General features: G+C 44.1%; 31 protein-coding genes and 1 tRNA gene. 28 read left to right on the top strand and 4 right to left on the bottom strand.

Features of this window, described 5'->3' with window-relative positions; all coding sequences use genetic code 11:
* Nucleotides 1-5: 5 nt before the first annotated feature.
* The 6 genes from CRENPOLYSF2_RS14025 to CRENPOLYSF2_RS14000 all read left to right on the top strand — a co-directional run bounded on the left by CRENPOLYSF2_RS14025 (nt 6) and on the right by CRENPOLYSF2_RS14000 (nt 4,231).
* Nucleotides 6-1,076 (top strand): coiled-coil domain-containing protein, encoded by a 1,071-nt coding sequence (locus CRENPOLYSF2_RS14025; RefSeq protein WP_087144575.1) that lies wholly within the window; start codon nt 6-8, stop codon nt 1,074-1,076.
* Between the two features lie 2 nt (nt 1,077-1,078).
* Entirely contained in the window at nt 1,079-1,531 is a 453-nt protein-coding gene (locus CRENPOLYSF2_RS14020; RefSeq protein WP_087144574.1) for a hypothetical protein, read from the top strand.
* Nucleotides 1,528-2,220 carry a lambda exonuclease family protein gene (locus CRENPOLYSF2_RS14015; RefSeq protein ID WP_087144573.1) on the top strand — a complete coding sequence of 231 codons (693 nt, stop codon included), beginning with the start codon at nt 1,528-1,530 and terminating at the stop codon, nt 2,218-2,220. The genes CRENPOLYSF2_RS14020 and CRENPOLYSF2_RS14015 overlap by 4 nt, the downstream gene beginning before the upstream one ends.
* A gap of 68 nt (nt 2,221-2,288) precedes the next feature.
* On the top strand, nt 2,289-2,975 hold the full coding sequence (locus tag CRENPOLYSF2_RS14010) for a Rha family transcriptional regulator (RefSeq protein ID WP_087144572.1): 687 nt from the start codon (nt 2,289-2,291) through the stop codon (nt 2,973-2,975).
* A 12-nt stretch (nt 2,976-2,987) separates the two neighbouring features.
* Nucleotides 2,988-3,296, top strand: coding sequence for a helix-turn-helix domain-containing protein (locus CRENPOLYSF2_RS14005; protein WP_087144571.1), 309 nt, complete (start codon nt 2,988-2,990; stop codon nt 3,294-3,296).
* Nucleotides 3,206-4,231 carry a tyrosine-type recombinase/integrase gene (locus tag CRENPOLYSF2_RS14000; protein ID WP_087144570.1) on the top strand — a complete coding sequence of 342 codons (1,026 nt, stop codon included), beginning with the start codon at nt 3,206-3,208 and terminating at the stop codon, nt 4,229-4,231. Before CRENPOLYSF2_RS14005 ends, CRENPOLYSF2_RS14000 begins: the two co-directional genes overlap by 91 nt.
* Before the next feature lie 81 nt (nt 4,232-4,312).
* Here the strand turns inward: CRENPOLYSF2_RS14000 and CRENPOLYSF2_RS13995 are convergent.
* Nucleotides 4,313-4,388 (bottom strand) — tRNA-Lys (locus tag CRENPOLYSF2_RS13995).
* A gap of 92 nt (nt 4,389-4,480) precedes the next feature.
* Between CRENPOLYSF2_RS13995 and CRENPOLYSF2_RS13990 the strand changes: the two genes are divergently transcribed.
* From CRENPOLYSF2_RS13990 to CRENPOLYSF2_RS19270, 4 genes are all read left to right on the top strand, one after another.
* Nucleotides 4,481-4,879: a MerR family transcriptional regulator gene (locus tag CRENPOLYSF2_RS13990; RefSeq protein ID WP_087144569.1), complete on the top strand. Its 399-nt coding sequence runs from the start codon at nt 4,481-4,483 to the stop codon at nt 4,877-4,879.
* A gap of 73 nt (nt 4,880-4,952) precedes the next feature.
* Nucleotides 4,953-5,306, top strand: coding sequence for a mercuric transporter MerT family protein (locus CRENPOLYSF2_RS13985; protein ID WP_245808003.1), 354 nt, complete (start codon nt 4,953-4,955; stop codon nt 5,304-5,306).
* A gap of 3 nt (nt 5,307-5,309) precedes the next feature.
* A complete protein-coding gene (locus tag CRENPOLYSF2_RS13980) occupies nt 5,310-5,591 on the top strand; it encodes a cation transporter (RefSeq protein WP_087144567.1) in 282 nt (93 codons plus the stop codon).
* Nucleotides 5,591-5,815, top strand: a complete 225-nt coding sequence (locus CRENPOLYSF2_RS19270) for a GDCCVxC domain-containing (seleno)protein (protein ID WP_087144566.1) — start codon at nt 5,591-5,593, stop codon at nt 5,813-5,815. The genes CRENPOLYSF2_RS13980 and CRENPOLYSF2_RS19270 overlap by 1 nt, the downstream gene beginning before the upstream one ends.
* Before the next feature lie 62 nt (nt 5,816-5,877).
* Here CRENPOLYSF2_RS19270 and CRENPOLYSF2_RS13970 read toward each other — a convergent pair whose 3' ends face one another.
* Nucleotides 5,878-6,399, bottom strand: coding sequence for a DUF1097 domain-containing protein (locus tag CRENPOLYSF2_RS13970; RefSeq protein WP_087144565.1), 522 nt, complete (start codon nt 6,397-6,399; stop codon nt 5,878-5,880).
* Nucleotides 6,400-6,652: 253 nt separating this feature from the next.
* Between CRENPOLYSF2_RS13970 and corA the strand changes: the two genes are divergently transcribed.
* From corA to dapE, 18 genes are all read left to right on the top strand, one after another.
* Nucleotides 6,653-7,279: a copper(I)-binding protein CorA gene (gene corA, locus CRENPOLYSF2_RS13965; protein WP_087144564.1), complete on the top strand. Its 627-nt coding sequence runs from the start codon at nt 6,653-6,655 to the stop codon at nt 7,277-7,279.
* A 200-nt stretch (nt 7,280-7,479) separates the two neighbouring features.
* Nucleotides 7,480-8,757 (top strand): formylmethanofuran dehydrogenase subunit B, encoded by a 1,278-nt coding sequence (locus tag CRENPOLYSF2_RS13960; protein WP_087144563.1) that lies wholly within the window; start codon nt 7,480-7,482, stop codon nt 8,755-8,757.
* Nucleotides 8,751-10,415, top strand: coding sequence for a formylmethanofuran dehydrogenase subunit A (locus tag CRENPOLYSF2_RS13955; protein ID WP_087144562.1), 1,665 nt, complete (start codon nt 8,751-8,753; stop codon nt 10,413-10,415). The genes CRENPOLYSF2_RS13960 and CRENPOLYSF2_RS13955 overlap by 7 nt, the downstream gene beginning before the upstream one ends.
* 33 nt (nt 10,416-10,448) lie before the next feature.
* A complete protein-coding gene (locus CRENPOLYSF2_RS13950; RefSeq protein WP_087144561.1) occupies nt 10,449-10,721 on the top strand; it encodes a DUF1902 domain-containing protein in 273 nt (90 codons plus the stop codon).
* Nucleotides 10,718-10,909, top strand: coding sequence for a type II toxin-antitoxin system HicA family toxin (locus CRENPOLYSF2_RS13945; protein ID WP_087144560.1), 192 nt, complete (start codon nt 10,718-10,720; stop codon nt 10,907-10,909). Before CRENPOLYSF2_RS13950 ends, CRENPOLYSF2_RS13945 begins: the two co-directional genes overlap by 4 nt.
* A gap of 24 nt (nt 10,910-10,933) precedes the next feature.
* Nucleotides 10,934-11,764 carry a hypothetical protein gene (locus tag CRENPOLYSF2_RS13940; RefSeq protein ID WP_087144559.1) on the top strand — a complete coding sequence of 277 codons (831 nt, stop codon included), beginning with the start codon at nt 10,934-10,936 and terminating at the stop codon, nt 11,762-11,764.
* Nucleotides 11,765-11,801: 37 nt separating this feature from the next.
* On the top strand, nt 11,802-12,032 hold the full coding sequence (locus tag CRENPOLYSF2_RS13935) for a type II toxin-antitoxin system VapB family antitoxin (RefSeq protein WP_087144558.1): 231 nt from the start codon (nt 11,802-11,804) through the stop codon (nt 12,030-12,032).
* Between the two features lie 23 nt (nt 12,033-12,055).
* Complete coding sequence (locus CRENPOLYSF2_RS13930; protein ID WP_087144557.1) at nt 12,056-12,346, top strand: nucleotidyltransferase family protein; 291 nt, start codon at nt 12,056-12,058, stop codon at nt 12,344-12,346.
* Complete coding sequence (locus tag CRENPOLYSF2_RS13925) at nt 12,339-12,728, top strand: HepT-like ribonuclease domain-containing protein (protein ID WP_087144556.1); 390 nt, start codon at nt 12,339-12,341, stop codon at nt 12,726-12,728. Before CRENPOLYSF2_RS13930 ends, CRENPOLYSF2_RS13925 begins: the two co-directional genes overlap by 8 nt.
* 16 nt (nt 12,729-12,744) lie before the next feature.
* Nucleotides 12,745-13,641, top strand: a complete 897-nt coding sequence (gene fhcD / locus CRENPOLYSF2_RS13920; protein ID WP_087144555.1) for a formylmethanofuran--tetrahydromethanopterin N-formyltransferase — start codon at nt 12,745-12,747, stop codon at nt 13,639-13,641.
* Nucleotides 13,638-14,453, top strand: coding sequence for a formylmethanofuran dehydrogenase subunit C (locus CRENPOLYSF2_RS13915; protein WP_087144554.1), 816 nt, complete (start codon nt 13,638-13,640; stop codon nt 14,451-14,453). Before fhcD ends, CRENPOLYSF2_RS13915 begins: the two co-directional genes overlap by 4 nt.
* A 128-nt stretch (nt 14,454-14,581) precedes the next feature.
* Entirely contained in the window at nt 14,582-15,028 is a 447-nt protein-coding gene (locus CRENPOLYSF2_RS13910) for an IS1096 element passenger TnpR family protein (protein ID WP_087144553.1), read from the top strand.
* Nucleotides 15,029-15,224: 196 nt separating this feature from the next.
* Nucleotides 15,225-17,117 (top strand): DNA topoisomerase IV subunit B, encoded by a 1,893-nt coding sequence (parE, locus tag CRENPOLYSF2_RS13905; RefSeq protein ID WP_087144552.1) that lies wholly within the window; start codon nt 15,225-15,227, stop codon nt 17,115-17,117.
* 56 nt (nt 17,118-17,173) lie between these two features.
* Nucleotides 17,174-17,941 carry a PD-(D/E)XK nuclease family transposase gene (locus tag CRENPOLYSF2_RS13900; protein WP_087144551.1) on the top strand — a complete coding sequence of 256 codons (768 nt, stop codon included), beginning with the start codon at nt 17,174-17,176 and terminating at the stop codon, nt 17,939-17,941.
* A gap of 185 nt (nt 17,942-18,126) precedes the next feature.
* The gene (locus tag CRENPOLYSF2_RS13895; RefSeq protein ID WP_087144550.1) at nt 18,127-18,930 is read left to right on the top strand and encodes a PD-(D/E)XK nuclease family transposase; all 804 of its coding nucleotides are present in this window, start codon (nt 18,127-18,129) and stop codon (nt 18,928-18,930) included.
* 12 nt (nt 18,931-18,942) lie between these two features.
* On the top strand, nt 18,943-19,182 hold the full coding sequence (locus tag CRENPOLYSF2_RS13890; protein WP_419185575.1) for a hypothetical protein: 240 nt from the start codon (nt 18,943-18,945) through the stop codon (nt 19,180-19,182).
* A gap of 3 nt (nt 19,183-19,185) precedes the next feature.
* A complete protein-coding gene (locus CRENPOLYSF2_RS13885; RefSeq protein ID WP_087144548.1) occupies nt 19,186-19,530 on the top strand; it encodes an ArsC family reductase in 345 nt (114 codons plus the stop codon).
* Nucleotides 19,527-20,669 (top strand): succinyl-diaminopimelate desuccinylase, encoded by a 1,143-nt coding sequence (gene dapE, locus CRENPOLYSF2_RS13880; protein WP_087144547.1) that lies wholly within the window; start codon nt 19,527-19,529, stop codon nt 20,667-20,669. The genes CRENPOLYSF2_RS13885 and dapE overlap by 4 nt, the downstream gene beginning before the upstream one ends.
* A 403-nt stretch (nt 20,670-21,072) precedes the next feature.
* On the opposite strand, the gene smbP is transcribed toward dapE, so the two are convergent.
* The gene (gene smbP / locus CRENPOLYSF2_RS13875) at nt 21,073-21,411 is read right to left on the bottom strand and encodes a small metal-binding protein SmbP (RefSeq protein WP_087144546.1); all 339 of its coding nucleotides are present in this window, start codon (nt 21,409-21,411) and stop codon (nt 21,073-21,075) included.
* Nucleotides 21,412-21,828: 417 nt separating this feature from the next.
* Nucleotides 21,829-22,587: a DUF5765 domain-containing protein gene (locus tag CRENPOLYSF2_RS13870; RefSeq protein ID WP_087144545.1), complete on the bottom strand. Its 759-nt coding sequence runs from the start codon at nt 22,585-22,587 to the stop codon at nt 21,829-21,831.
* Between the last annotated feature and the right edge of the window lie 333 nt (nt 22,588-22,920).

The raw sequence follows: 22,920 nt of genomic DNA, 5'->3' as shown, positions 1-22,920 counted from the left end.
TAACCATGTCTGCACTACAAGAAAAAGTTTTAGATGGCGAATTGTTAGACGCTGTAACCATCACGTCAATGATTCCTGCAAAATTCAATGCCGTTGCCGCTGGCCTGGAAGATGTAAAAGAGCGTTATACCGGCCTTAAAATTGCCGGTTCTGGCGACACAAAAGGTTATGAAATTGTTAGGCTGGCAATAGCTGATGTGAGAGAAAAACGTGTTGCGGTTGAAAAGTTTCGCAAGATTTTTAAACAGCCATTGCTAGACATTGGAAAAGCAATTGATGCAGAAGCTGGACGCATTACGTTAATGCTGGAGTCAATAGAAGATCCATTGAAACTGGAAAAAGCGGCAGTTGATGACGAAAAGGCGATTATTAAAGCAAAAAAAGAAGCTGAAGAACGCGCACTTATCGAAGAAGAACAGCGCAAGATTGCCGAAGCCATAAAAGCCGAGGCCGAGGCTAAAGCCGCCGAACAAGCCGAAAAAATGCGCTTGATTGAAGCTGAAAATGCAATGTTAAGAGCCGAGCAAACCGAAAAAGACCGTATTGCTAAAGCCGATGCCGATGCAGCAAAAGCCATTGCGGATGCTGAAAGAAAAAAAGCGGCTGAAGAACTGGCACAACAACGCGCTGAAATAGCGCAGATGAAAGCCGAGCAAGCAGCACAAGCCTTTAAAATCGCTGAACAACAACGCGCTATAGCCAAAGCAGCACACGAAAAAGCAGACGCTGAAGCCAAGGCGATAGCGGATGAAAAAGCGCGTGTAGAGGCGGAAGCTAAAGCCAAGGCCGATAAATTGGCTAAGGATATGAAAGAAAAAGCAGACGCTGAGGCCAAGGCGGCGCAAGAAAAGTATGTAACAGAACAAGCCGAAAAAGAACTGGCTGAAAAACTGGCCTTGAAAAAAGAGCTTGAGCCAGATTACGCAATCCTTGCCAATTACGCAAAGGCTTTGGATTTAACCGAAGTAATGAATTTTGGAGCGATTAAGCATCCTATTGCTGTTGCATTTTCAAATGAGGTTGAATCGGATGTTTACGCAATAATCCATAAAATTAAACAATTTTTAGGGGAATAATCATGGAAACCGCACAAGAATACACCGTTAACGCACCATCAACTTTCATACTACCTGACCTTGATACCTTGGAAGATGAAAAAATTCCCGTGTCGTCAACGTATTGGGAGCCGCGTAAAGACGGCGCATTAAAAGAACTGCGCGGCGTAGTGATCGGTTCCATTAAATCAGTCTACGACCGCATTGACCCAAAAACCGGCGAAGTGACCGAAATAGAGCTGGAATGCTTTGAAATTGCCGTGCAGCTGAAAAGCAAAACTGGCGAAATCTACTATGAAGTCTTTAGAAATGGTGCGGTATTGCTGGTAGCCGATCTTAAATCAGCCATAGAAAGTGGCCGTGTTGTTATCAACAGAACCCCCATTAAAGTGGAATACATTGGGCTTAAATCCACCAAAAACGGTAATTCAATGGATAAATTCAGAATCACCATTTTGGGAGGTCGGCAGTTATGAGACAACAAGATTACGGCCTGGGCGACTTAAGCGACCTGGAAGACGGCGAGGTAATTAAATCCGCCGAAGATATTAGAGCTGAATGGCTACAACTCAGGCGTGGAAAATTTACTGCGTCTGAATTTCACAGGTTAATGACCTGCCCAAGCAAACAAGAACTACCCGAAGGCGCAAAGTCTTACGCCATAGAAAAAGCGGTAGAAACCTTAACCGAAATGGACGAATCAGATCGTTACGTGAGTTCCGCCATGCAATGGGGCGTAGACCACGAGCAAGCAGCCATTGTGGCATTTACAGAACGCACCGGCCACACCGTAAGCGCTACCGGCGAAAACCAACGCCTGATTTTAATGGCTGACCTGATTGGTTGCACACCCGATGGCCTGATTGGTGACCATGCCGGTATTGAAGTGAAGTGCCCCAACAGCAAAACCCATTTTGGCTATTGCCTGATGAGCACAGCGGCAGAACTGAAAGCCGTTGAGCCAAAATACTATTGGCAAATCATGGGCAGTTTAATGATTACCGAGCGCCAACATTGGTACTTTGTGAGTTACGACCCGCGCTTTTATGACGCTAAAAAACGTCTACACATCGTTAAGATTGCCCGTAACGATGAAGATATTCTGGCGTTGTTTGAGCGGATTGACATGGCGGTAGCTTATCGGCAGAGGGTGCTAGGCGGCTAGAAATAAGTGTGAGCCGCCACGGGTTTTGTTGCGGCTTATTTTCTGAGATTTAAAAGCGAGGAAAAAAGATGAGCACATCAATAAAAAATAAGACTGATTTAGTACACATTAACAAAGGCAAGGTTTTTACCGATACGTTGGTGGTTGCTAATAAGTGTGAACTTGAACATGACAGCGTTATTAAAAATGTAATCAAGTACAAAACCGATCTTGAAGAGTTCGGCCATATCGATTTCAAATCGGGGATGGTGAAGAGAAAACAGGGCGGTGGTAAGGGTGCTACATATGCAGAATTGAATGAAGACCAAGCAATACTTTTAATCTCGCTTTCAAAAAACTCTCAAGCAGTGATTAAATTTAAAATTGCCCTGGTCAAGGAATTTAGAAGAGTGGTTAATGAACTCAACCGCATAAAATCTGAACCTGGGCGAAAGGAAGCTATTGCCGATAAACGCTTCTCCGCAAAAATCATGATGGACATGCTCAAAATGTCACGCGCGGCCTTGGGAAAAGAAACCACTGCTAACCATTATGCAAATGAACACCGTTTTTGCAATCGGGCATTAACCGGAAAATGGGAGTTGCTGGACGAATCAACACTGAATGCTTTCGATTTGTCTTTACTGGATGCCATTAGAAAACAAAATATGTTGTTAGAAGTGCTTTACCCCTGCCAAAAAGACCGCAAACCCGTTATGGACAAGTTTGTGAATGAGTACCGAGCAATGTTTCAACCTATGGCCATTGCCGTCTGACGAGATAAAACCATGAAAACACTTAATTTAGAAGAAGCGGCTGAGTTTTTGAAGATGCACCCAGTCACTCTTCGTAGAAAAGCCAATAAAGGTGATGTACCTGGCAGAAAAGTAGGTAGGGCATGGGTGTTCATTATGGAACATCTTGCAGATTTCGTAAGTGGCCGTTATCCTGAGCCTCGGCGAGAATTGCGACTTATTGATGGAGGCAAACAACAAGAGGAAAATAAATGTCGATCTATAAACGCGGGGAAACGTGGTGGATTCAATTCAAAACCCCAAACGGGGAAAGAATACAGCAGTCTGCTTGGACTCAAGTAAAAGAAGAAGCGCAAGAATTGCACGATACATTGAAAGCACAAGCGTGGCGGGAAAAAAACTTAGGAGCTAGACCCCGCCACACATGGCAAGAAGCAGTAGTACGCTGGCTTACTGAACAAAGCCACAAAAAAAGCATTGAAACTGATAAAACAAGATTGCGCTGGCTTGACCAGCACCTGCATGATACCAAAATTGATGAAATAACAAAAACTATGGTTGATGCAATAAAGACAGCAAAACAAAATGAAGGTGTCAGTAACGCTACCATCAATAGGACATTAGCCATATTAAGATCAATACTGAATAAATCTAAGCAGGAATGGGAATGGATAGATTCAGTTCCTTATATAAGGATGTTGCCAGAACCATCAATGCGTGTTCGATGGTTGTCTTATATTGAAGCGGATAGATTGATTAGTGAATTGCCAGATCATCTAAAAGCAATGGTTAAATTCACATTGGCGACAGGGTTACGTGAATCAAATGTAACTGGATTACAGTGGAAACAAGTCGATATGATTAGGCGATGTGCGTGGGTCAATGCGGATCAAGCCAAGGGAAAAAAAGCAATTGCTGTGCCGTTAAACAGTGATTCCTGTGAAATCATCAAGGAACAATTTGGAAAGCATGAAACCTATGTATTTACTTATAAGGGTAATCCTGTAACACGAGCAAATAATAACGCATGGGAAAAAGCTTTAAAACGAGCAGGAATTGAAGACTTCCGCTGGCATGACTTAAGGCACACATGGGCAAGTTGGCATATACAAAGTGGAACACCTTTAAATGTGCTTAAAGAGCTTGGAGGATGGTCTGATTTAACGATGGTAATGAGATATGCACACTTATCAAGTGAGCATCTGTATGAATATGCCGGGAACGTGAGCAAAAAAAATACAGGCACTAATCTTGTTTTAGTTAAGGGGCTTAAATGATTTACGTGAGCCAGACTTGAGACAAATTTACTACACTTAATAAAAAACGCTTAATGAAAGTTATCTAAGTCATTGATTTAATGGTGGGGTGTGAGAGGCTCGAACTCTCGACCTATGGATTAAGAGTCCACTGCTCTACCAACTGAGCTAACACCCCAAAAATTGATATGCGGGCTATTGTAAGTTGTTTTATCAAAAAATCAAAATGTAATATATTACACCAGCAATAATTACTAATTATGTACACCGATGACAAAAAAACCATCAACTATCAACATAATAGCCAAGAAATCCGGTATTGGCATAGAAACCATACGCTACTACCAACGTATTGGGTTGATAGAAAAACCTGAAAAACCATTGTCTGGCTACCGCGTTTACGGTGACGACACTGTTGCGCGGTTACTTTTTATTCAACGCGCTAAAGAACTGGGCTTTAGTCTTGTTGAGATTTCCAGCCTGTTAGCCTTGGGTGACGGCAGTTGTTTAGAGACAAAAGCGCTGGCTATCCATAAGTTGGACATCATCAAAAGTAAACTTCACGACTTGCAAGCCATAGCCAATACATTGGAGCAACTTATCCAATCGTGTGAAGCCAATTCAGCCCATCATGGATGCCCCATCATCACAGCTATTTCAAAAAAATAAAAATGCCTTGACTCTGTAGCTAGGTACGGGGGTTACACTCCCTAGCACCATTAAGAATTCAGCGGAGCGTATTGTGTCAGGAAAATTCAATCTTCCATTAATAGGAGGCTTGTTCGCAGGTATTGCAGCATCACTGTGTTGTGTCGGGCCTTTGGTTTTATTGTCATTGGGCGTTAGTGGCGCATGGATCAGCAATCTAACCGCACTTGAACCTTACCGTCCGCTATTCATTGCGATAGCATTAATTGCCTTGGTTATTGCTTATTTGGTTATTTATCAATCCGCCTCAGATCAATCCTGTGAAGAAGGCAAGATATGTGCAGAACCAGCTTCGCAGCGCTGGTATAAAAACGTATTTTGGTGCGTTGTGGCGGTGGTGATAATTGCTATTGCATCGCCCTATTGGATTTCATTTATGTACAGGTAAATTATGAAAAACATTATATTTCTATTATTGTTGACGCAGTCTGGGTTTTTATTTGCCGCTGAACAATCCGTTGTATTGTCCATTCCAGGTATGGATTGCCCCGTCTGTCCGATTACTATCAAGAAAAGTTTGCAAAAGGTTGCAGGGGTTAAGTCAGTTGATGTCAGTTATGAAAGCAAAACGGCAGCGGTTACTTTTGATGACCAATTGAGTGGACTACCTGATCTTTTAAAGGCGACGGAAAATGTAGGATATTCATCAAACTTGCAAGATGGTAAAAAATAATGGCGCAAGCAATAATCCTTGAATCAACGATGACTTGCCCAAAATGCGGTTATATAAAAACCGAGATCATGCTGACGGATGCGTGTCAGTGGTTTTATGAATGTGGGAATTGCAAGGTAGTGTTAAAGCCAAAAGCGGGGGATTGTTGCGTTTTTTGTTCTTATGCCACAGTGCCTTGTCCACCTATCCAGCAAGGTGATAAAAACTGTTGTGGTGATATATAGGCAGAGCGGACATGAAAATACGTTGAAATCATGTCCGCCGTTTAATTTTGTTGCTCAGCGGATTATTCTGCTTTGGTTGTCCACTTGGCAGCCAGTTTGCCAGAAGCCACGCCAAAATAAGCACCGACTACAATAGAAATTGAAATAACGATCAAAGGGTTATCCAGAGAAATACCCAGTAATACGTCTTTGTTCATTTTGTCAGGGGTTTGCAGCAAATACGCAAAGGTTGATGAATAGCCCCATACGCTGGCTGGAATCGCTGACAAACAAGGCAAGTTAGCCGCTAAACAAGTAACGATAACAGAAACAGTGACTGTAAATGCTGCCCAAGCAGGGAAATACGCATCTGCAGGTACGTTAGTTAATTCATACGCGGTAAAAGTCGCCATAAATACACCGAAAATACTGCATGCGATGGTTTTTTTCAGTGCATCTTCGTTAGCACCCAAAGCAAAATACGCCGCCCAGGCAATGGTTGCCGCCCAGATAAAAAATACGCCGCTTAAAGGGCCTACAGCCAAAAAGGTGGCCACTCCACTCAAAACGCCTATGCTTAAAGACAGCGCGGTTAAACTATTCATAAGTACATCTCCAAAAAAAAATTATTTATTGTTCTATTGTTTAGGTTGGTTTTTATGGCAAAAACCCGTGAAATCACACCCTGTGGATTTACCGGGCGACAGCTAAGCCCGCTGTGTTCGAATACTACCAGATATTGCTTTTACGATAAACGCATAAATTTGTCGTATGCTTACTCACGCTATTAGAATGGCGGGTACTTTAATACACCCCCTAGTCTGTAACAGTTCCTTCTATCCAATAACAAAGGATTTTATGAAAACTTTAAATGCTCTATCTGCCACCATTTTAAGCGTTATGTCAATTTCTGTGGTTCAAGCAAGAATAACTGTCAGCCCGTTTTATTTTAATGCCAGCAAAACAACAGCGAATTTTACCGTATCGCCTAAAAGTTGGAGTGATCCAAAATGGCAGGGGTTTGGGGTCGCATTAAGTGCTGGGTGGGGTATTGTCCATGCAAAAAAAGGCCAAACAATCACGCTTGCCATGCAATCTGCCACATCGGGCATACACCCGGCGGCTAGCGTTTGGCATCGAGGGAAAAATGATCCTGAAAAAGACAATATTGTTGCCGATGTGGCATTTACACAAATGGCTACAATGTCATCATGGGCGTCACTGATGGATTGTGTAGTCCCACTACCCCTATGCCCAGTTGATCTCGTTATGCAATATGTTGTCCATGGCTACGATGCTGATAACAATCCCGTGAAAAAAACTCTCTTTAAGGGGCTAAAAGACGGTGTCAGTGGGCGGTTAACACTCAACTTTAAAGCCGCTTACTCAGGCGTGTATATGGTTGCGGTGGGTGGCTATAATCCCGCCCCCTTTATCAACAATCGTAAGCAATATCTTATAAAAACCAGTGTCAAGGTTAAATAATTCAGGAAGATCAAACTTGCTCTGTGGGTGTTCCACGCTGTCATTTTATCAAGCCCCTATCATCGTTTTGCGGGAGCTTCAGCCATAGATTAAAGACAGTTGTAGCAATCAAGGTTAAAATAACCATTGAAAATCGCTTTTATACAGCGTAAAGGTTTTGGGCGTGAATGTTAACGATAAAATGAACAAGGGGATTACGAGTGACTGAAATAACTGAAGTACCCAGTCCTTTTTGCGGTGTGGGCACGGACGACCTGAAAATCCAGGTCGATGGTGTCACACTTAAGGTGCTTGAAAACGGTTGCGCGGTGAATACACCGGCGTTTGAACAGGCAATTACTGATACGCAGCCTAGAGTTGATGGCCAAATAGTTAGCCTTGACGTTGCTGTCGCCAAAGCGGTCGCGCTATTAAAAAATACCGCATTGCCAGTAATAGGCGGCTGTGCGACGGATGTGAACGGCATGCGTGGCTTATTGGCCTTGGCGGATCGCTGCGGTGCAGTGGTCGATAACATGAACTTTACCCGCGCCCGTAATAATTTCCTTGCCTTGCAAGATTCCGGCTGGATGAACACCACACTGGCGGAAGTGAAAAATCGCTGTGATTTGTTCGTTGTGATTGGTGCTGATTTGGAAGTTGTCGTACCGCGTTTTTTCGAGCGTTATATCTGGAACGCCGAATCCATGTTCATCGAACACACCGATCAGCGCGAAGTGGTTTATTTAGGTACAGCGCCATCGGGCAGCGCATCGACATCACCTAGCGGTAAAGCTGCGCAAGTGTTGCCGTGTGCAACCGAGGATTTACCCGATGTCGTTGCGGTATTAAGGGCGTTGGTTAAAGATAAACCGATTCGTGCCGAAAGTGTGGCAGGCATCAACGTAGCTGATCTACAGGTCTTAGCCGATAAATTAAAAGCTGCAAAATACAGTGTCATAACATGGGCGGCAGGCGCACTCACGTATCGCCATGCAGAATTGACTGTGCAGACGGTCTCCGAAATGATTAAAGACATCAATAATCAAAATACCCGTTGCTCTGGTTTGCCCTTGGCAGGTAAAGAGGGCGATCTGACTGCTAATCAGGTGTGTGGCTGGACAACAGGTTATCCGGCACGCACGCGCTTTAGTCGCGGCTATCCTGAATACGATCCGTTTATGAACGATACTAATGTATTGATAGCCGAGGGTGAAGCGGATGCGCTGGTATGGGTACAGGCATTTAACAGCAAGTCCGTGCCGCCGGTGACCGAATTGCCGACGATTGTGGTCGGGCGTTCTGGCATGACCTTTAGCAAAGAACCGGATGTATTTATTCCGGTGGGTACGCCAGGTATCGATCATGTCGGCCATGCCTATCGCACCGATAATGTAGTTGCCATCCGCTTGAAAAAATTAAGAGATTCCGGCTTGCCCAGTACGGCGGACGTGCTGAATGCCATTGACAAGGTTTTACGCGAGGAAACAGTATGCTAATTAAATTAACCGGCGGCCAAGTTTACGATCCTGCCAGCGGGGTCGATGGTCAAATACAAGATATTTACATCCAGGACGGGCGTATTGTCGATATGCCAGTGGGCGATTTCAAGATCGATAAAGAATACGATTTGCACGGCAAAGTGGTTATGTCCGGCGCGATTGATATGCACACCCACATCGGCGGCGGTAAAGGCAACATTGCCCGTACCTTGTTGCCAGAAGATCATCGCCAAGATCCGGTATCGCGCTCGGATATTACCCGTTCCGGTTGCGGCCATGCCATGCCCAGCACGTTTGTTACCGGCTACCGTTATGCCGAAATGGGCTATACCGCCGGTTTTGAACCCGCTGTATTACCAATCAATGCACGGCAAGCGCACATGGAAATGGGCGATATCCCCATTCTGGACAAAGGCGGTTATGTCATGCTGGGCAGTGATGATTACCTGCTACGAATGCTCACCGCCAAAAAAGACCAAAAAGCCATTAACGATTACGTCGCCTGGACGATGAATGCCGCCAAGGCAATAGGTGTTAAGGTGGTGAATCCTGGCGGGATTAATGCATTTAAGTTTAACCAGCGCAAACTGGATTTAGACGAACAAAACGCCCATTACGGGGTAACACCACGCGATATTTTGGAAGTACTGGCTACCGCTGTCAAAGAGCTGGGCGTTAAGCACCCGCTGCATGTTCACGGCTGTAATCTAGGTGTGCCTGGCAACGTGCAAACCACGCTGGATACCATTCAGGGCATCGGCGGCTTGCCCATGCACTTGACGCATATCCAGTTCCACAGTTACGGTACTGAAGGCGATATGAAGTTCTCGTCCGGTGCGGCACAGATTGCCGAAGCGGTCAATAACAATAAAAATATCACTATTGATGTCGGGCAGGTACTGTTTGGCCAAACCGTCACCGCATCCGGTGACAGTATGCGCCAGCATTACAATCACAAATTTGCCAGCCCCAACAAATGGGTGGTGATGGACATTGAATGTGATGCAGGTTGTGGTGTGGTGCCGTTTAAGTACAAAGATCAAAACTTCGTTAATGCTTTGCAATGGGCGATAGGACTGGAAACTTTCTTGTTGGTCAACGATCCGTGGCGGATATTTTTGACCACCGACCACCCCAACGGTGCGCCGTTCACCAGCTATCCGCATTTGATACGCTTGTTGATGGACAGAAGTTTCCGTAACGAGGTGTTATCAACCATACACCCTGAAGCGCAAAAGATGACCACGCTGGCATCCATCACCCGCGAGTATACGCTGCAAGAGATTGCCATTATGACCCGCGCCGGTGCAGCCAAATTGATTGGGTTGAAAGATCGTGGCGGATTATCTGCCGGTAATTGGGCAGATATTACCGTGTACACCGACAATACCAATCGGCAAACCATGTTTGAGAAGCCGGATTATATGTTTAAAGACGGCGAGTTGGTGGTGGTTGACGGTAAAGTCGTACATACCAAATGGGGTACGACACATGTTGTACAGCCGGATTTTGATCCGTCGGTAGAAACTGGTTTAAAGGATTATTTCGATCGCTACCTGACCATGAAGCTGGGTAATTTTAAGATCAGTGATGATGAGATTACTGAGGATGGTAGGGGGAGTATTACGGTGCATCCATTGAATGGTGTAGCGTAATCTAAAGCGCGTCTGCGTATTTAGGAGAATGAGATGTATCGTTTAGGTTGGCCTGGTGCGGCATTGTTGGCAGGAATAGGCATACCCCTTTTAATCAAAGTTGAAATTATTCACGATACTGAAGCGAATGTTTATGTTGCAACCAGTCCTGATTTAACAGGACTGGTCGTTGAAGCAGAAACTTTAGACGAGTTGGAAAAAGAAGTATGGGAGCTAGTGCCTGAATTACTTACGCTAGATAAGCCAATGTTGCGCACAAAAACAGTAACGCATGTATCGTTTTTCCAGCCACCTGTTGCGGTATGAATGGTTATGAGAAACTGGTTAAAGAATTGTTACTTCAGCACGGATATAGATTGGTACGCACTGGCAAAGGATCGCATGAAATATGGGCGTCCGAAAATGGCGTATCAGTTACTGTGAATCATGTTTGTAAATCTCGACATACCGCGAACAGCATTTTGAAAGCGGCGGGTATTGCGCATCGTTTTTAAAGATATATAGCTACAAAAGGATTTATGAATAACTACGACATTAATTCGGCTTGGAATGCTGTTGCCCCTATACTCGAAAAATTCCGTTATTACGATATTAAAAACATTGTCAAACTTGCAGGGTTCAATACAAAAATCATTAAGAGTTTAGGTTTTGATGATTGGAGGCAGCAAAATACAGGCACAGATCAACTTGTTTCGGAAATAGAAGAGCATTTTATAAATTTTGCTGATGAAATAAAGCCTCGCTTTTTAAATATGGTCATAGAAGAGATTTTAAGCGGCAGATATAACTCATACTCTGGTAGCGATGATAATCTTGAAGAAACATTGCAATACTATCTCAATCGGTTAGGTTGGCAACTCATTGATAACAAAGTATTGCCGATTGAAATTTTAGATTTGTCAGATTTAAACGAATTGGATACATCTGCACGGGAAGACTTGGTTAAAGCTGCAACAAAATTTCGTGACGGTGATTTAAGTGGTGCAATATCTTCTGCATGTGCTGCTGTTGATGGTGCAACGGCGCGAGTCTATAAAGATAAGGATCTTGGTGATCCAAATAAAAGTCAATCTTTCCAAGAAAGATGCAACAAATCACTTAAGGCAATTGGTATTTTTGAAGCAATCGATAAGCAACTTATTGAAATTCAATGGAAAGAACCGGATATTAATCAATTTAAAGAAAACCTTAAAAAATCACTTAGTCAGGCGGCTTATGTAATGCAGGCATTAAGAAGTAATATGTCGGACGTTCATGGAACAAAGCCAGTAATAAAACCATTAGTTTTTGATAGCATCAAGTGGTCACAAATAATTGTCAGATTATTAAGTGAAAAATATGATCCTTAAAATTAAAGCGAATCAGCGTCGATAGTGGAGTTTAACCATGCAACAGACCATTACTGTAAACGATACTTTATTAAAAAACGCCTCTCAGTACGCAGGCACTGATGATTTCAATGAAATTATTAATATTGCTCTACATGAATTGATCAAAAAGCATCAGGTTTATGGTAAACGTCGGCAACCTCCTCTTTCTATTGCGGGTAAAGGCAAGATCATTGGTGATTTAATAGCGCCTTGCGTGGATATTGGGGATTTTGAATGTTTGAAATAGCGTTGTTATACGGGTAAATGCTAATGAACCGCACAACCGCATTAACCACCCTAAGAAAAATAAAGCCCATACTGATGCAACAATTCGGCGTAACCCAATTAGCCTTGTTTGGATCAACCGCCCGTGATGAGGCCTCTGAAACCAGTGATGTGGATATTTTAGTGACCTTTGATGGAATTGCGACCTCTGAGCGCTATTTCGGTGTGCAGTTTTATTTGGAAGATTGCTTAAACTGCCCCGTTGATTTAGTGACCGATAAGGCATTGCGGCCACAATTACGCCGCTTTATTGAGCAAGACGCTATTCATGTCTAAATTCGAGCGAGAATGGCATTTTTATATCGACGACATGATTAACTTTGCCGAAAAGGTTATCGTCTATACCGAGGGTTTTAGTCAATCTGAATTTGTGCGGAGTGGTTTAAACTACGATGCTACCGTGCGTAACCTTGAATTGATTGGCGAAGCGGCCACGCACATTCCTGATGAAGTGCGTCAAGTTCACCCAAGTATTCCCTGGCGACAAATCATTGCCACACGTAATCGGTTGATTCACGGTTATTTGGGTATTGATAATGATACTTTGTGGAGCATTATCGAAACAGATATTCCGGCTTTGTTGCTAAAATTGCAGACATTGCAACAGCTAATAAAAAGCGGTATGCAATCTACTTACCCAGCACCAGAAAAATATTAACAATGAGCATAACAATATGATAATTAACGGTGTAACCATCGATGCAACCTTTGCGGAAGCGTTCCCCATGAAAGCGACCCGCGCTATTATCACCGCGCACAATGAAAAATGGGCGTTAATTGCCGCTCAGGCCATGACCGGCTTTGCAACCTCTGTAATTGCTTGTGGCTGTGAAGCCGGAATCGATAGAATGCTAGATCCTTCCGAAACCCCAGACGGCCGCCCTGGTGTTGCTGTGATGATTTTTGCAATGGGTGGCAAAGGCTTGGCAAAGCAGTTGGAAACCCGCGCCGGACAATGCGTTTTAACCTCGCCAACGTCAGCTTTATTTGCCGGTATCGACAGCGATATTAAAATTCCGTTGGGCAAAAATCTGCGTTATTTTGGTGACGGCTTTCAAATCGCCAAAGTGATTAATGGTAAACGCTATTGGCGTATTCCGGTTATGGATGGTGAATTTTTAACTGAAGCCACAACCGGACAAGTCAGCGCCATTGGTGGCGGTAATTTCCTGGTACTGGCGCAGTCGCAAGAGCAAGCCTTGACCGCTTGTGAAGCTGCTATTGAAGTCATGCAAAAAGTACCTGGTGTTATCATGCCATTTCCAGGCGGCGTAGTACGTTCCGGTTCTAAAGTTGGTTCAAAATACACGACCTTAAATGCGTCAACTAACGATGCGTTTTGCCCCACCCTAAAAGGCATGACCAAAACCGAGCTGTCGCCAGAAATTGAATCGGTGATGGAAATCGTTATTGATGGCCTAACCAAAGAAGACATCGACAAAGCCATGCGCGTCGGCATTCAGGCGGTATGCGATTTGGGTGCGGCAAACGGCATCAAACGCATTAGCGCGGGTAATTACGGCGGAAAACTGGGGCCGTTCCACTTTCATTTACAGGAGATCATGGCATGAGCGCGTTAACTTTCACCTTGAAATACCAGCCTAAACAGCGCGTGGATATGTCGCCATTGGTATGCCAGTTATTACAAGGCAAAACGACACAACAAATTGCTGCGCTTGAGCTGCAAAGCGGTAAGTTGAAGTTGCGCGTTGATCAGGTGTTCGACATTTCCGGTGATGATACCCAAGCCATTGTCATCAAAAACAGTTTTGCCAAGTTGGATTTTATCGGCAAAGAACTGGATGGTGGTAGTATTACTGTTGAAGGCGATGCCGGTGCGTATTTGGCGATGGGTATGAAAACCGGTGAGATTAAAGTGACGGGTAGTGTGGGTCTATATGCCGCTTGTGAAATGAAAAAAGGTTATCTGGAGATCGGCGGCAATGTGGGTGATTTTTTAGGTGCTGCGTTACCTGGCAATAAAATGGGCATGAAAGGCGGCACAATTTTAGTCAAAGGCAATGCCGGTGAGCGGGTGGGCGATCATTTGCGTCGCGGCACTATTTTGATTGAAGGCAATGCGGGTGATTACTGTGGTTCGCGGATGACCGCCGGAACGATTGCGGTTATGGGGCAAACCGGACGTTATTTAGGTTACGCCATGCGCAGGGGTACGCTGTTGCTGTGGAATCAACCGCAACTGTCTGCCAGTTTTAATGATTGCGGATCCCATACTTTAGGCTTTTTGCCGCTATTATTTAACTCGTTCAAAAAGTTTAACTCCAAGTTTGCCGATGCGTCTGTGGCTTTCAATAGGGTGCAGCGTTATGCGGGTGATATGTCTGAAATGGGTAAGGCTGAAGTGTTGGTCAAGATCAAATAACGATTCGGTTGTCCACGAAAGCCACGGAAAAGGATTTTCAATTTTGCGATTTGCCTATTTATACCAGTGCGTATGGTTACTGACTTGTTAGCCGCGAACCTTAAAAATATCGGAGCTATTAAATTTATATGAATATTTATACATTAGATGTCATTTTGATAAGTGGACCTATAACAGATAAATTTCTTAAGAAAAATCCAGTAGTCACTAGGACTATAGCAGTTCGCGGTGACCAGACACTTGAAGATCTGCACCACGCTATTTTTAAAGCGTTCGATCGTTTTGATGAGCATATGTACGAGTTTCAAATGGGTGGTAAAGGACCGGATGATCCAAAGGCTAAGCGCTATGGCTTATCAGGTTTGGACAATTTGACAGGATATGTTGCCAATACAACATTTGACGCGTTGAGATTAAAAAAAGATGCGGTATTTGGGTATTGGTTTGATTTTGGGGATGATTGGTGGCATCAAGTTAATGTGGACGCAATTGAACAAAAAAATGACAACCTTAAATATCCAAAAATTATTAAACGCGTTGGAAAAAGTCCGCCACAATATGAAGATGTCGATTAAATTGGAAGCAATATAACCTTGTGTAACTGATTTTATTGTTTAATTCCAATTCTAAGTGGGTGGGTAAACAGGCTGATTAATCCCGTGAGATATATCATCTAGAATTTGATTACAACAATTTTTCGTGACTTTCGTGATTTTCGTGGACAAACAAAAATAAAATGGAACAATCAGTGTATCGGGATAACAGTAACACATGAGTAACGAATACAATGCATCGGCCATTGAAGTATTAAGTGGCCTAGACCCCGTCCGAAAGCGTCCGGGCATGTACACGGACACCACACGCCCTAACCATCTGGTACAGGAAGTTGTCGATAACAGTGTCGATGAAGCCATCGCTGGCCACGCCAAAAGCATTGATGTCGTCATCTACAAAGACGGTTCTGTGCTGGTCAGTGACGATGGCCGTGGTATGCCGGTGGATATTCACCCCGAACAAGGTATTCCGGGTGTCGAAGTTATTTTGACCCAGCTCCATGCCGGTGGGAAATTTTCCAACAAAAACTACCAGTTTTCCGGTGGTTTGCATGGCGTGGGCGTGTCGGTAGTCAATGCCTTGTCAGCCAAGCTGGAAGTAGAGGTTAAGCGCAGCGGCAAACTCTACCGCATAGAATTTGCCGATGGCCATAAACTCACCGAATTGACCGAAACTGGTACGGTAGGGCGTAATAACACTGGCACCTCGGTCAAGTTCTGGCCGAACGAAAAATACTTTGATTCCAACAAGATTTCGGTTTTAAAGCTCAAGCATGTACTGCGTGCCAAGGCGGTGCTGTGTTCTGGCCTAAAAATCAGCTTGAAGGTTGATGGCACGGACGAGGAATATCAGTGGTGTTATCAGGATGGGTTACGGGAGTATTTGCTGGATCGGGTCGGTGATATTGAATTCAGTCCGGTTTCGCCGTTTATGGGCAACATGGCCGCTAACCATGAGGCAGTAGAATGGGGTATCGTCTGGTCGATTGAAAACCCTGAAGAAGCGTTGGCCGAAAGCTACGTTAATTTAGTGCCTACCGCGCAAGGTGGAACCCATGTTAACGGTCTCCGTGCTGGCTTAACTGAAGCCATGCGTGAATTCTGCGACATCCGCAATATATTGCCACGCGGTGTTAAGCTGGCACCGGAAGATGTCTGGGAAAACTGCCATTTTGTGTTGGCGGTCAAGTTGGAAGACCCGCAGTTTTCCGGCCAGACTAAAGAACGGTTAAGTTCGCGTGAATGCGTGGCGTTTGTCTCCGGCGTATCCAAAGACAGCTTTAGTCTGTGGTTAAACCAGCATCCGGCCGAAGGCGAGAAAATTGCCGAAATTATTATTTCCAGTGCCCAAAAGCGACTAAAATCCAACAAAAAGATCATCCGCAAGAAAATTACCTCAGGGCCAGCGTTGCCCGGTAAATTGGCTGATTGCTCTGCGCAAGATTTAAAACGCACCGAATTGTTTTTGGTGGAAGGCGATTCTGCCGGTGGTTCTGCTAAACAGGCACGGGATCGTGATTTTCAGGCCATCATGCCGTTGCGTGGTAAAATTTTGAACACCTGGGAAGTGGAATCCAGTCAGGTGATGGCTTCACAGGAAGTCCATGATATTGCCGTGGCGTTGGGTATAGAGCCAGGTTCCAGTGATTTGCAATACCTGCGTTATGGCAAAGTATGCATCTTGGCGGATGCGGATTCGGACGGCAACCACATTGCTACCTTAATCTGTGCGTTGTTTTATCAGCATTTTAGGCCGATGATACGTGCTGGCCATGTGTTTGTCGCCATGCCGCCGCTGTACAGGATTGATGTCGGCAAGCGGGTGTTTTATGCGCTGGATGATAGCGAACGCCAAGGCGTACTGGATCGTATCGCAGCCGAAAAGCTTAAAGGCCAGATCAACGTGCAGCGTTTTAAAGGTCTGGGCGAAATGAATCCTAGCCAATTGCGCGAAACTACCATGAACCCTGATACCCGTAGACTGGTACAATTGACCATAGACGACAGCAACGATACCCGCGATCAACTGGATTTGCTGCTGGCCAAAAAGCGATCACAAGACAGGAAGTCCTGGCTGGAGACGCGGGGTAATCTAGCCGATATTGCTTGATAATTTTAGTAGGGTGGACAACGCTTTTTTGTCCACCGATTGCCCAAGGATAAGCCATGAAACAGGTCGCTTCATTACGCTACGGTGTTATCTTTAAAAAGGCTTTTTCCCAGCCCGATATTTTTAAGGCCTTTGTTAAGGCGGTCTTGGGTATTGAACTGGACATTGACAAGATTGAAACGGAAAAATCCTTTAAACCGACAGTCGGTTATGTGGATTCGCGTTTTGATTTGTTTGCGCAAGATGATAAAAACCGTATTATTGTCGACATTCAACACGCGCAAAATGCCGACCATTATGATCGGTTTTTGCATTACCATTGCGTGGCTTTGCTGGAGCAAATTGCCAAGGCTAAAAATTATCGCCCGGCTTTAAAAGTGTTTACCATTGTGGTGTTAACGTCGGGTGATCGACATCAAAAAGATGTACTGACTATCGACTTTGATCCGAAAGACTTACAAGGCAACGGCATTAACGAAATCCCGCATAAAGTGCTGTATTTATGCCCCAAATATGTGAATGACGACACGCCTAAAGCCTATAGGGAGTGGCTGGATGCCATTCAGGATACCCTGGATGAAGAAGTGGATGAAAGCCATTATCATGACGCGATGATCCAAAAAACATTTGATTCCATTGAAAAAGATGGCATTACGCCGACCGAGCGGGCGGCAATGTTTGAAGAATATAACCGTCGTGAATGGGTAAACAGCCAAGTGGCCGATATTGTTAAAAACTTGCGGGCGATGGGTTTGGATGAAGCGGCTATTTTAAAAGCCACAGGCTTAACGTCCGAAGAAATTGCCGATTTGAATAACCTTTAACTACCTTAATCTAAAAATAGGCTGCCAACTAAAGCGGGACAAAAAATAATGATACTGAAGTAAGTTGGGTTACCTACTATTTGGCAACCCAACATGATTCAATAGTTGTCAATATTGGGTTGAAAAAAGCATTCAACCCAACCTACATTTTGTCCCAGCTTAATTGGTAGCCCCAAAGGCTAACCATGAAACAGGTCGCTTCATTACGTTACGGTGTTATCTTTAAAAAGGCATTTTCCCAGCCCGATGTTTTTAAAGCCTTTGTTAAAGCGGTCTTGGGTATTGAACTGGACATTGACAAGGTTGAAACGGAAAAATCCTTTAAACCGACAGTCGGTTATGTGGATTCGCGTTTTGATTTGTTCGCGCAAGATGATAAAAACCGTATTATTGTCGACATTCAACACGCGCAGAATGCCGAGCATTATGATCGGTTTTTGCATTACCATTGCGTGGCTTTGCTGGAACAAATTGCCAAGGCCAAAAATTATTGTCCGGCTTTAAAAGTGTTTACCATTGTGGTGTTAACGTCGGGTGATCGATATCAAAAAGATGTGCTGACTATCGACTTTGACCCGAAAGACTTACAAGGCAACGGCATTAATGAAATTCCGCATAAAGTGCTGTATTTATGCCCCAAGTATGTGAATGACGACACGCCTAAAGCTTATAGGGAGTGGCTGGATGCCATTCAGGATACCCTGGATGAAGAAGTGGATGAAAGCCATTATCATGACGCGATGATCCAAAAAACATTCACGGCCATTGAAAAAGATGGCATTACGCCCACCGAACGGGCGGCAATGTTTGAAGAATATAATAGCCGGGAATTTTTGGATAAAACAATAGTAGAAACGACATTAGAAACCAAATTGGCTATTGCTAAAAAAATGTTGGCCGCTGGCATGGCCATAGAATCGATTGTACAAATGACTAATTTAAGTCTTGACGACATTACCGAATTAAACAACCTTTACAAACTACCTTAATCTAAAAATATTATGACTGAATTATCCAACAACGCCATTATCTACGCCCTGCTTGCTCTTAACAGTGAAGCAGCCCTGCAACGTGAATATGTCGAATCTGCTGATGTGCCCGCTGATGAACGCGAAGACGAAGAAGAAGTCTTAGCCGATCTGGAACAGGCTTTTATGGAGTTTGTCGATTTCTACAAAGGCCGCTGCAAGGCCGACAAGCAATTGCCAAGTATCGATGAATTGTTAAACAACCCGCTGTAATCCATGCACACGCTGTATGGCATAAAAAACTGTGATACGGTCAAAAAAGCGCGGCTATGGCTGGATGAAAATGCCATAGCTTATCGCTTTCACGATTACCGCGTTGATGGCTTAACTTATCAACAACTGATGGATTTTGACGCACAATTAGGCTGGGAAACTCTGCTCAATCGTAGCAGTACCAGTTGGCGACAGCTTTCCGACGAGCAGAAATCCAGCCTGACGCAATCGACCGCTGTGCAGTTAATGCTAAATACCCCCACTTTAATCAAACGCCCACTTTTACAAACCGACAACACGTTACTAATCGGATTTAAAGCTGAGGTTTACCGTACCGAACTTCTATGACCGCAACCTTGGAATTACTGCAAAACCTGATCCGCCGCCAATCGGTAACCCCACTTGACGAAGGTTGCCAGGATGTACTGGCAGAGCGACTGACGAAACTCGATTTTGTTGAGGAACGACTAAATTTTGCCGATACTCAAAATCTGTGGCTGCGCCGTGGTACACAAAGACCGTTGTTTACCTTCTTAGGCCATACCGACGTTGTACCCACAGGGCCGCTGGATAAATGGCTGTCGCCGCCATTTGAACCGACTATGCGTGACGGTAAGTTATACGGTCGTGGTGCTGCGGATATGAAAGGCGGTATTGCCGCGTTTATTACCGCAGTGGAACGCTTTGTGGCTAAGCATCCCGATCATCAAGGTTCTATTGCGGTAATGATGACCAGTGATGAAGAAGGCATCGCCACGCACGGCGTAGTCAAAGTGATCGAGGTTTTGGAGCAGCGCAACGAAAAAATCGATTGGTGTCTGGTCGGTGAACCATCCAGTGATAAAAAGCTTGGCGATGTGATTCGGGTGGGTCGGCGTGGCTCCTTATGTGCCAAGTTGACAGTGCTGGGTATTCAAGGTCATGTGGCTTACCCTGAGCTGGGAGATAACCCTATCCACAGTTTTGCACCCGCGCTAAAAGCGTTGACCGAAGAGGTTTGGGATCACGGTAACCGCTGTTTTCCACCGACCAGCTTGCAAGTCTCTAATATTAACTCTGGTACTGGTGCGGAAAATATTATTCCAGGGTCGCTGGAAGCCCAATTTAATCTGCGTTTTTCTACCGAGCTGGATGAGGCGACGATTAAGCAGCGCACCCATGCTATTTTGGATCAATACGGTTTTAACTATGAGTTACACTGGCGTTTGTCCGGCAATCCGTTCTTAACCGCATCTGGCGCATTGATTGATGCGACACATATTGCGATTAAAGCGGTCACCGGTTTTGAAACCAAGGATGATACCGGTGGTGGCACGTCCGATGGTCGATTTGTTGCACCAACTGGGGCACAGGTCATTGAGTTAGGGCCGCTTAACGAAACCATCCATAAAATCAATGAATGTATTGACCTGAATGATTTGGAGGTTTTGTCGGCTATTTATGAGCAGATATTAGTTGAACTGTTAGTTGTACGTTGCAATAGCTAAATTCAAAAAATTATTAATACTCAGTCAATCTTGATATGTCGGGTATGTTTTTGACCCGCGTGAAACTTACGAGATTTTAAAAACCTCGTAGGTCTTTGCAACACCCAACAGAATAAAATTGACTGAGTAGTAGCGCCTTATCGGCAAATTCATAAATAAAATTTCGGGAATAAAAAGGGGCTGGGTCGTATCGCATTCCCAATTATTGGTTTCTTATGTGCTTACAAAAGCTCACGTTTTCTTGCATAAACTGACAGAAAGTTAATGATAACTTACAGAATAAGCCGCCGTCTAGCTAACGATTTGTCAAACATAACAAGTAACTTTCAAAACCGAACGTAACTCTTTTTTACGTCCGGTATCCAGCTTTTAGGTCGATATTAACAAAAATATCAGGAAATGCTTATTTTTCAGTAGATGCAGTTAAATGGGCAACGGCCGCTTCTGCATGTTGAGTTGCAACTTCTGCATGACCTAATTTACCATGCTCAACAGCCGCTTCAAGTTCCGAGGTTGCACCATCAAGATGCGTTTTTGCAATGCCTTTAACCACAAGCGCCGCTGACATAGCATGTTCTAGTGCGGGGAATGCATGTTTAACTAAATTTTCTGCTTTACCTGCCTTGCCTTCTGCTACCGCTGCGTTGGCGTGTTCTAATGCCGCTGCTGTATGCGGTTCAGTGACGGCTGCTGCGCTCAGCGAAAATAAAAGTGTGATGCCTGCGAATAGTATTTTTTTCATCTCTTTCTCCTAAATTAATATCATGCTGCCTTTTGTAATGGCCTTAATCAGGCAACGGAAATATTTAAAATAATCATAGAAACTAATGGTTGTTACACCGATGTAGCAAGTGCAGTTCATTTGACAGCGTGAAAAACAAAATGTTCCTCAGCACATAAAATATAAAAGATGTTTTCTGAAAACAGGGAAAAACAGCCCAGCGATGTCAGTGTATGCCTGAACATAAACCTGTCAGATTTTAGAAACTTGACAGGTCTGGGTTTTGTGCAGTGCAGCACACCAGTACTCAGTCAATCTTGATATGTCGGGTATATTTTTGACCAGCGTGAGACCGACGAGGTTTTTAAAACCTCGTCGGTCTTTGTAATACCCGACAGAATAAAGTTAACTGACTATTAGACTATATTAATGCGAAATTTACTCGCGCACGGTTAGCTGGGTAAACTTATTGTAAAGTGGCCAGGTTTTAACATGCAGGTATTTTCTGATCGGTGTTTTAATTACCGATACACACAAGGCAATCGAAAATAAACACCACACAGCGGCGTATTCGTTAGGGTCATCGGTAGTAATATCAGAAATTAACGGTCCAATTAAATAATGGAAACCCACAAAACGCCATGAACCATAAACAATCGGTACATAAAACGCAGCAATTGCATAACTGAACACATGCAAGCCCCATTTGTAATCAAACATCCATTCAATAGGCCCTGACATTAAGCCATTAAGCGGCATCTGCCAGGCAATATGCCATGCACCGTGTACAGAACACACAGCAGGGCCACAAAAACCTTCTGTGCCAATCACACATTTGCCGGCCCAAACAAACGGGTACATTTTTATTAACATTAACACCGTACTGGCTGTACAAATGGTATACACCACGGTACTGATTTTCTCTTTAACCTCTTGCGGAATAAAATACATCGCTACCATATTGACAAAAAATGGCTGAAACGCAACGTGTATATAGCCCAAAAACGTCAATATCTGATTACTGGGGTTGTCGCATAAATCAATATAAACATAGGTTACCGCTTGTAATAACTCCATTAACGCAAAGTACGTCAATGGAATCCACAAATCTTTTGATTCCCCCTTCCACGCGACATAAGCCGCTGTACTCAGCCCTGCGGCGGCTAAAACACCGGACGCTTCTCCACTCCAACACATAAACTAACCTTTCTTTAAGATGCTGCCATCCCACGCTGCGCGCGGGGTATAGCATTAAAACGATTTTATATTTTTTGAATACTACTATCAGTTGTATTCACCCCTTACCATTGTCATGTTTTGCAACACTATAAGGCTGCGGCGATATTCTATTACACTGGGAAAATATACGATAACGGATTGTATAAATAGGCTTAAAATAAACCTTATTGCAGTGCCATGTAAAAATATAATTCAAAATACCTACAGCATTTTCACAGTTCAATAGTTACAGCGTAACCGTTCGCACTGAGCTTGTCGAAGTGTGCCGTTCATGCTTCGACAAGCTCAGCA

This window comes from Crenothrix polyspora (genome assembly GCF_900163755.1).
In the GTDB taxonomy this organism is placed as follows: domain Bacteria; phylum Pseudomonadota; class Gammaproteobacteria; order Methylococcales; family Methylomonadaceae; genus Crenothrix; species Crenothrix polyspora.
This window is presented reverse-complemented; position numbering and strand designations above follow the sequence as displayed.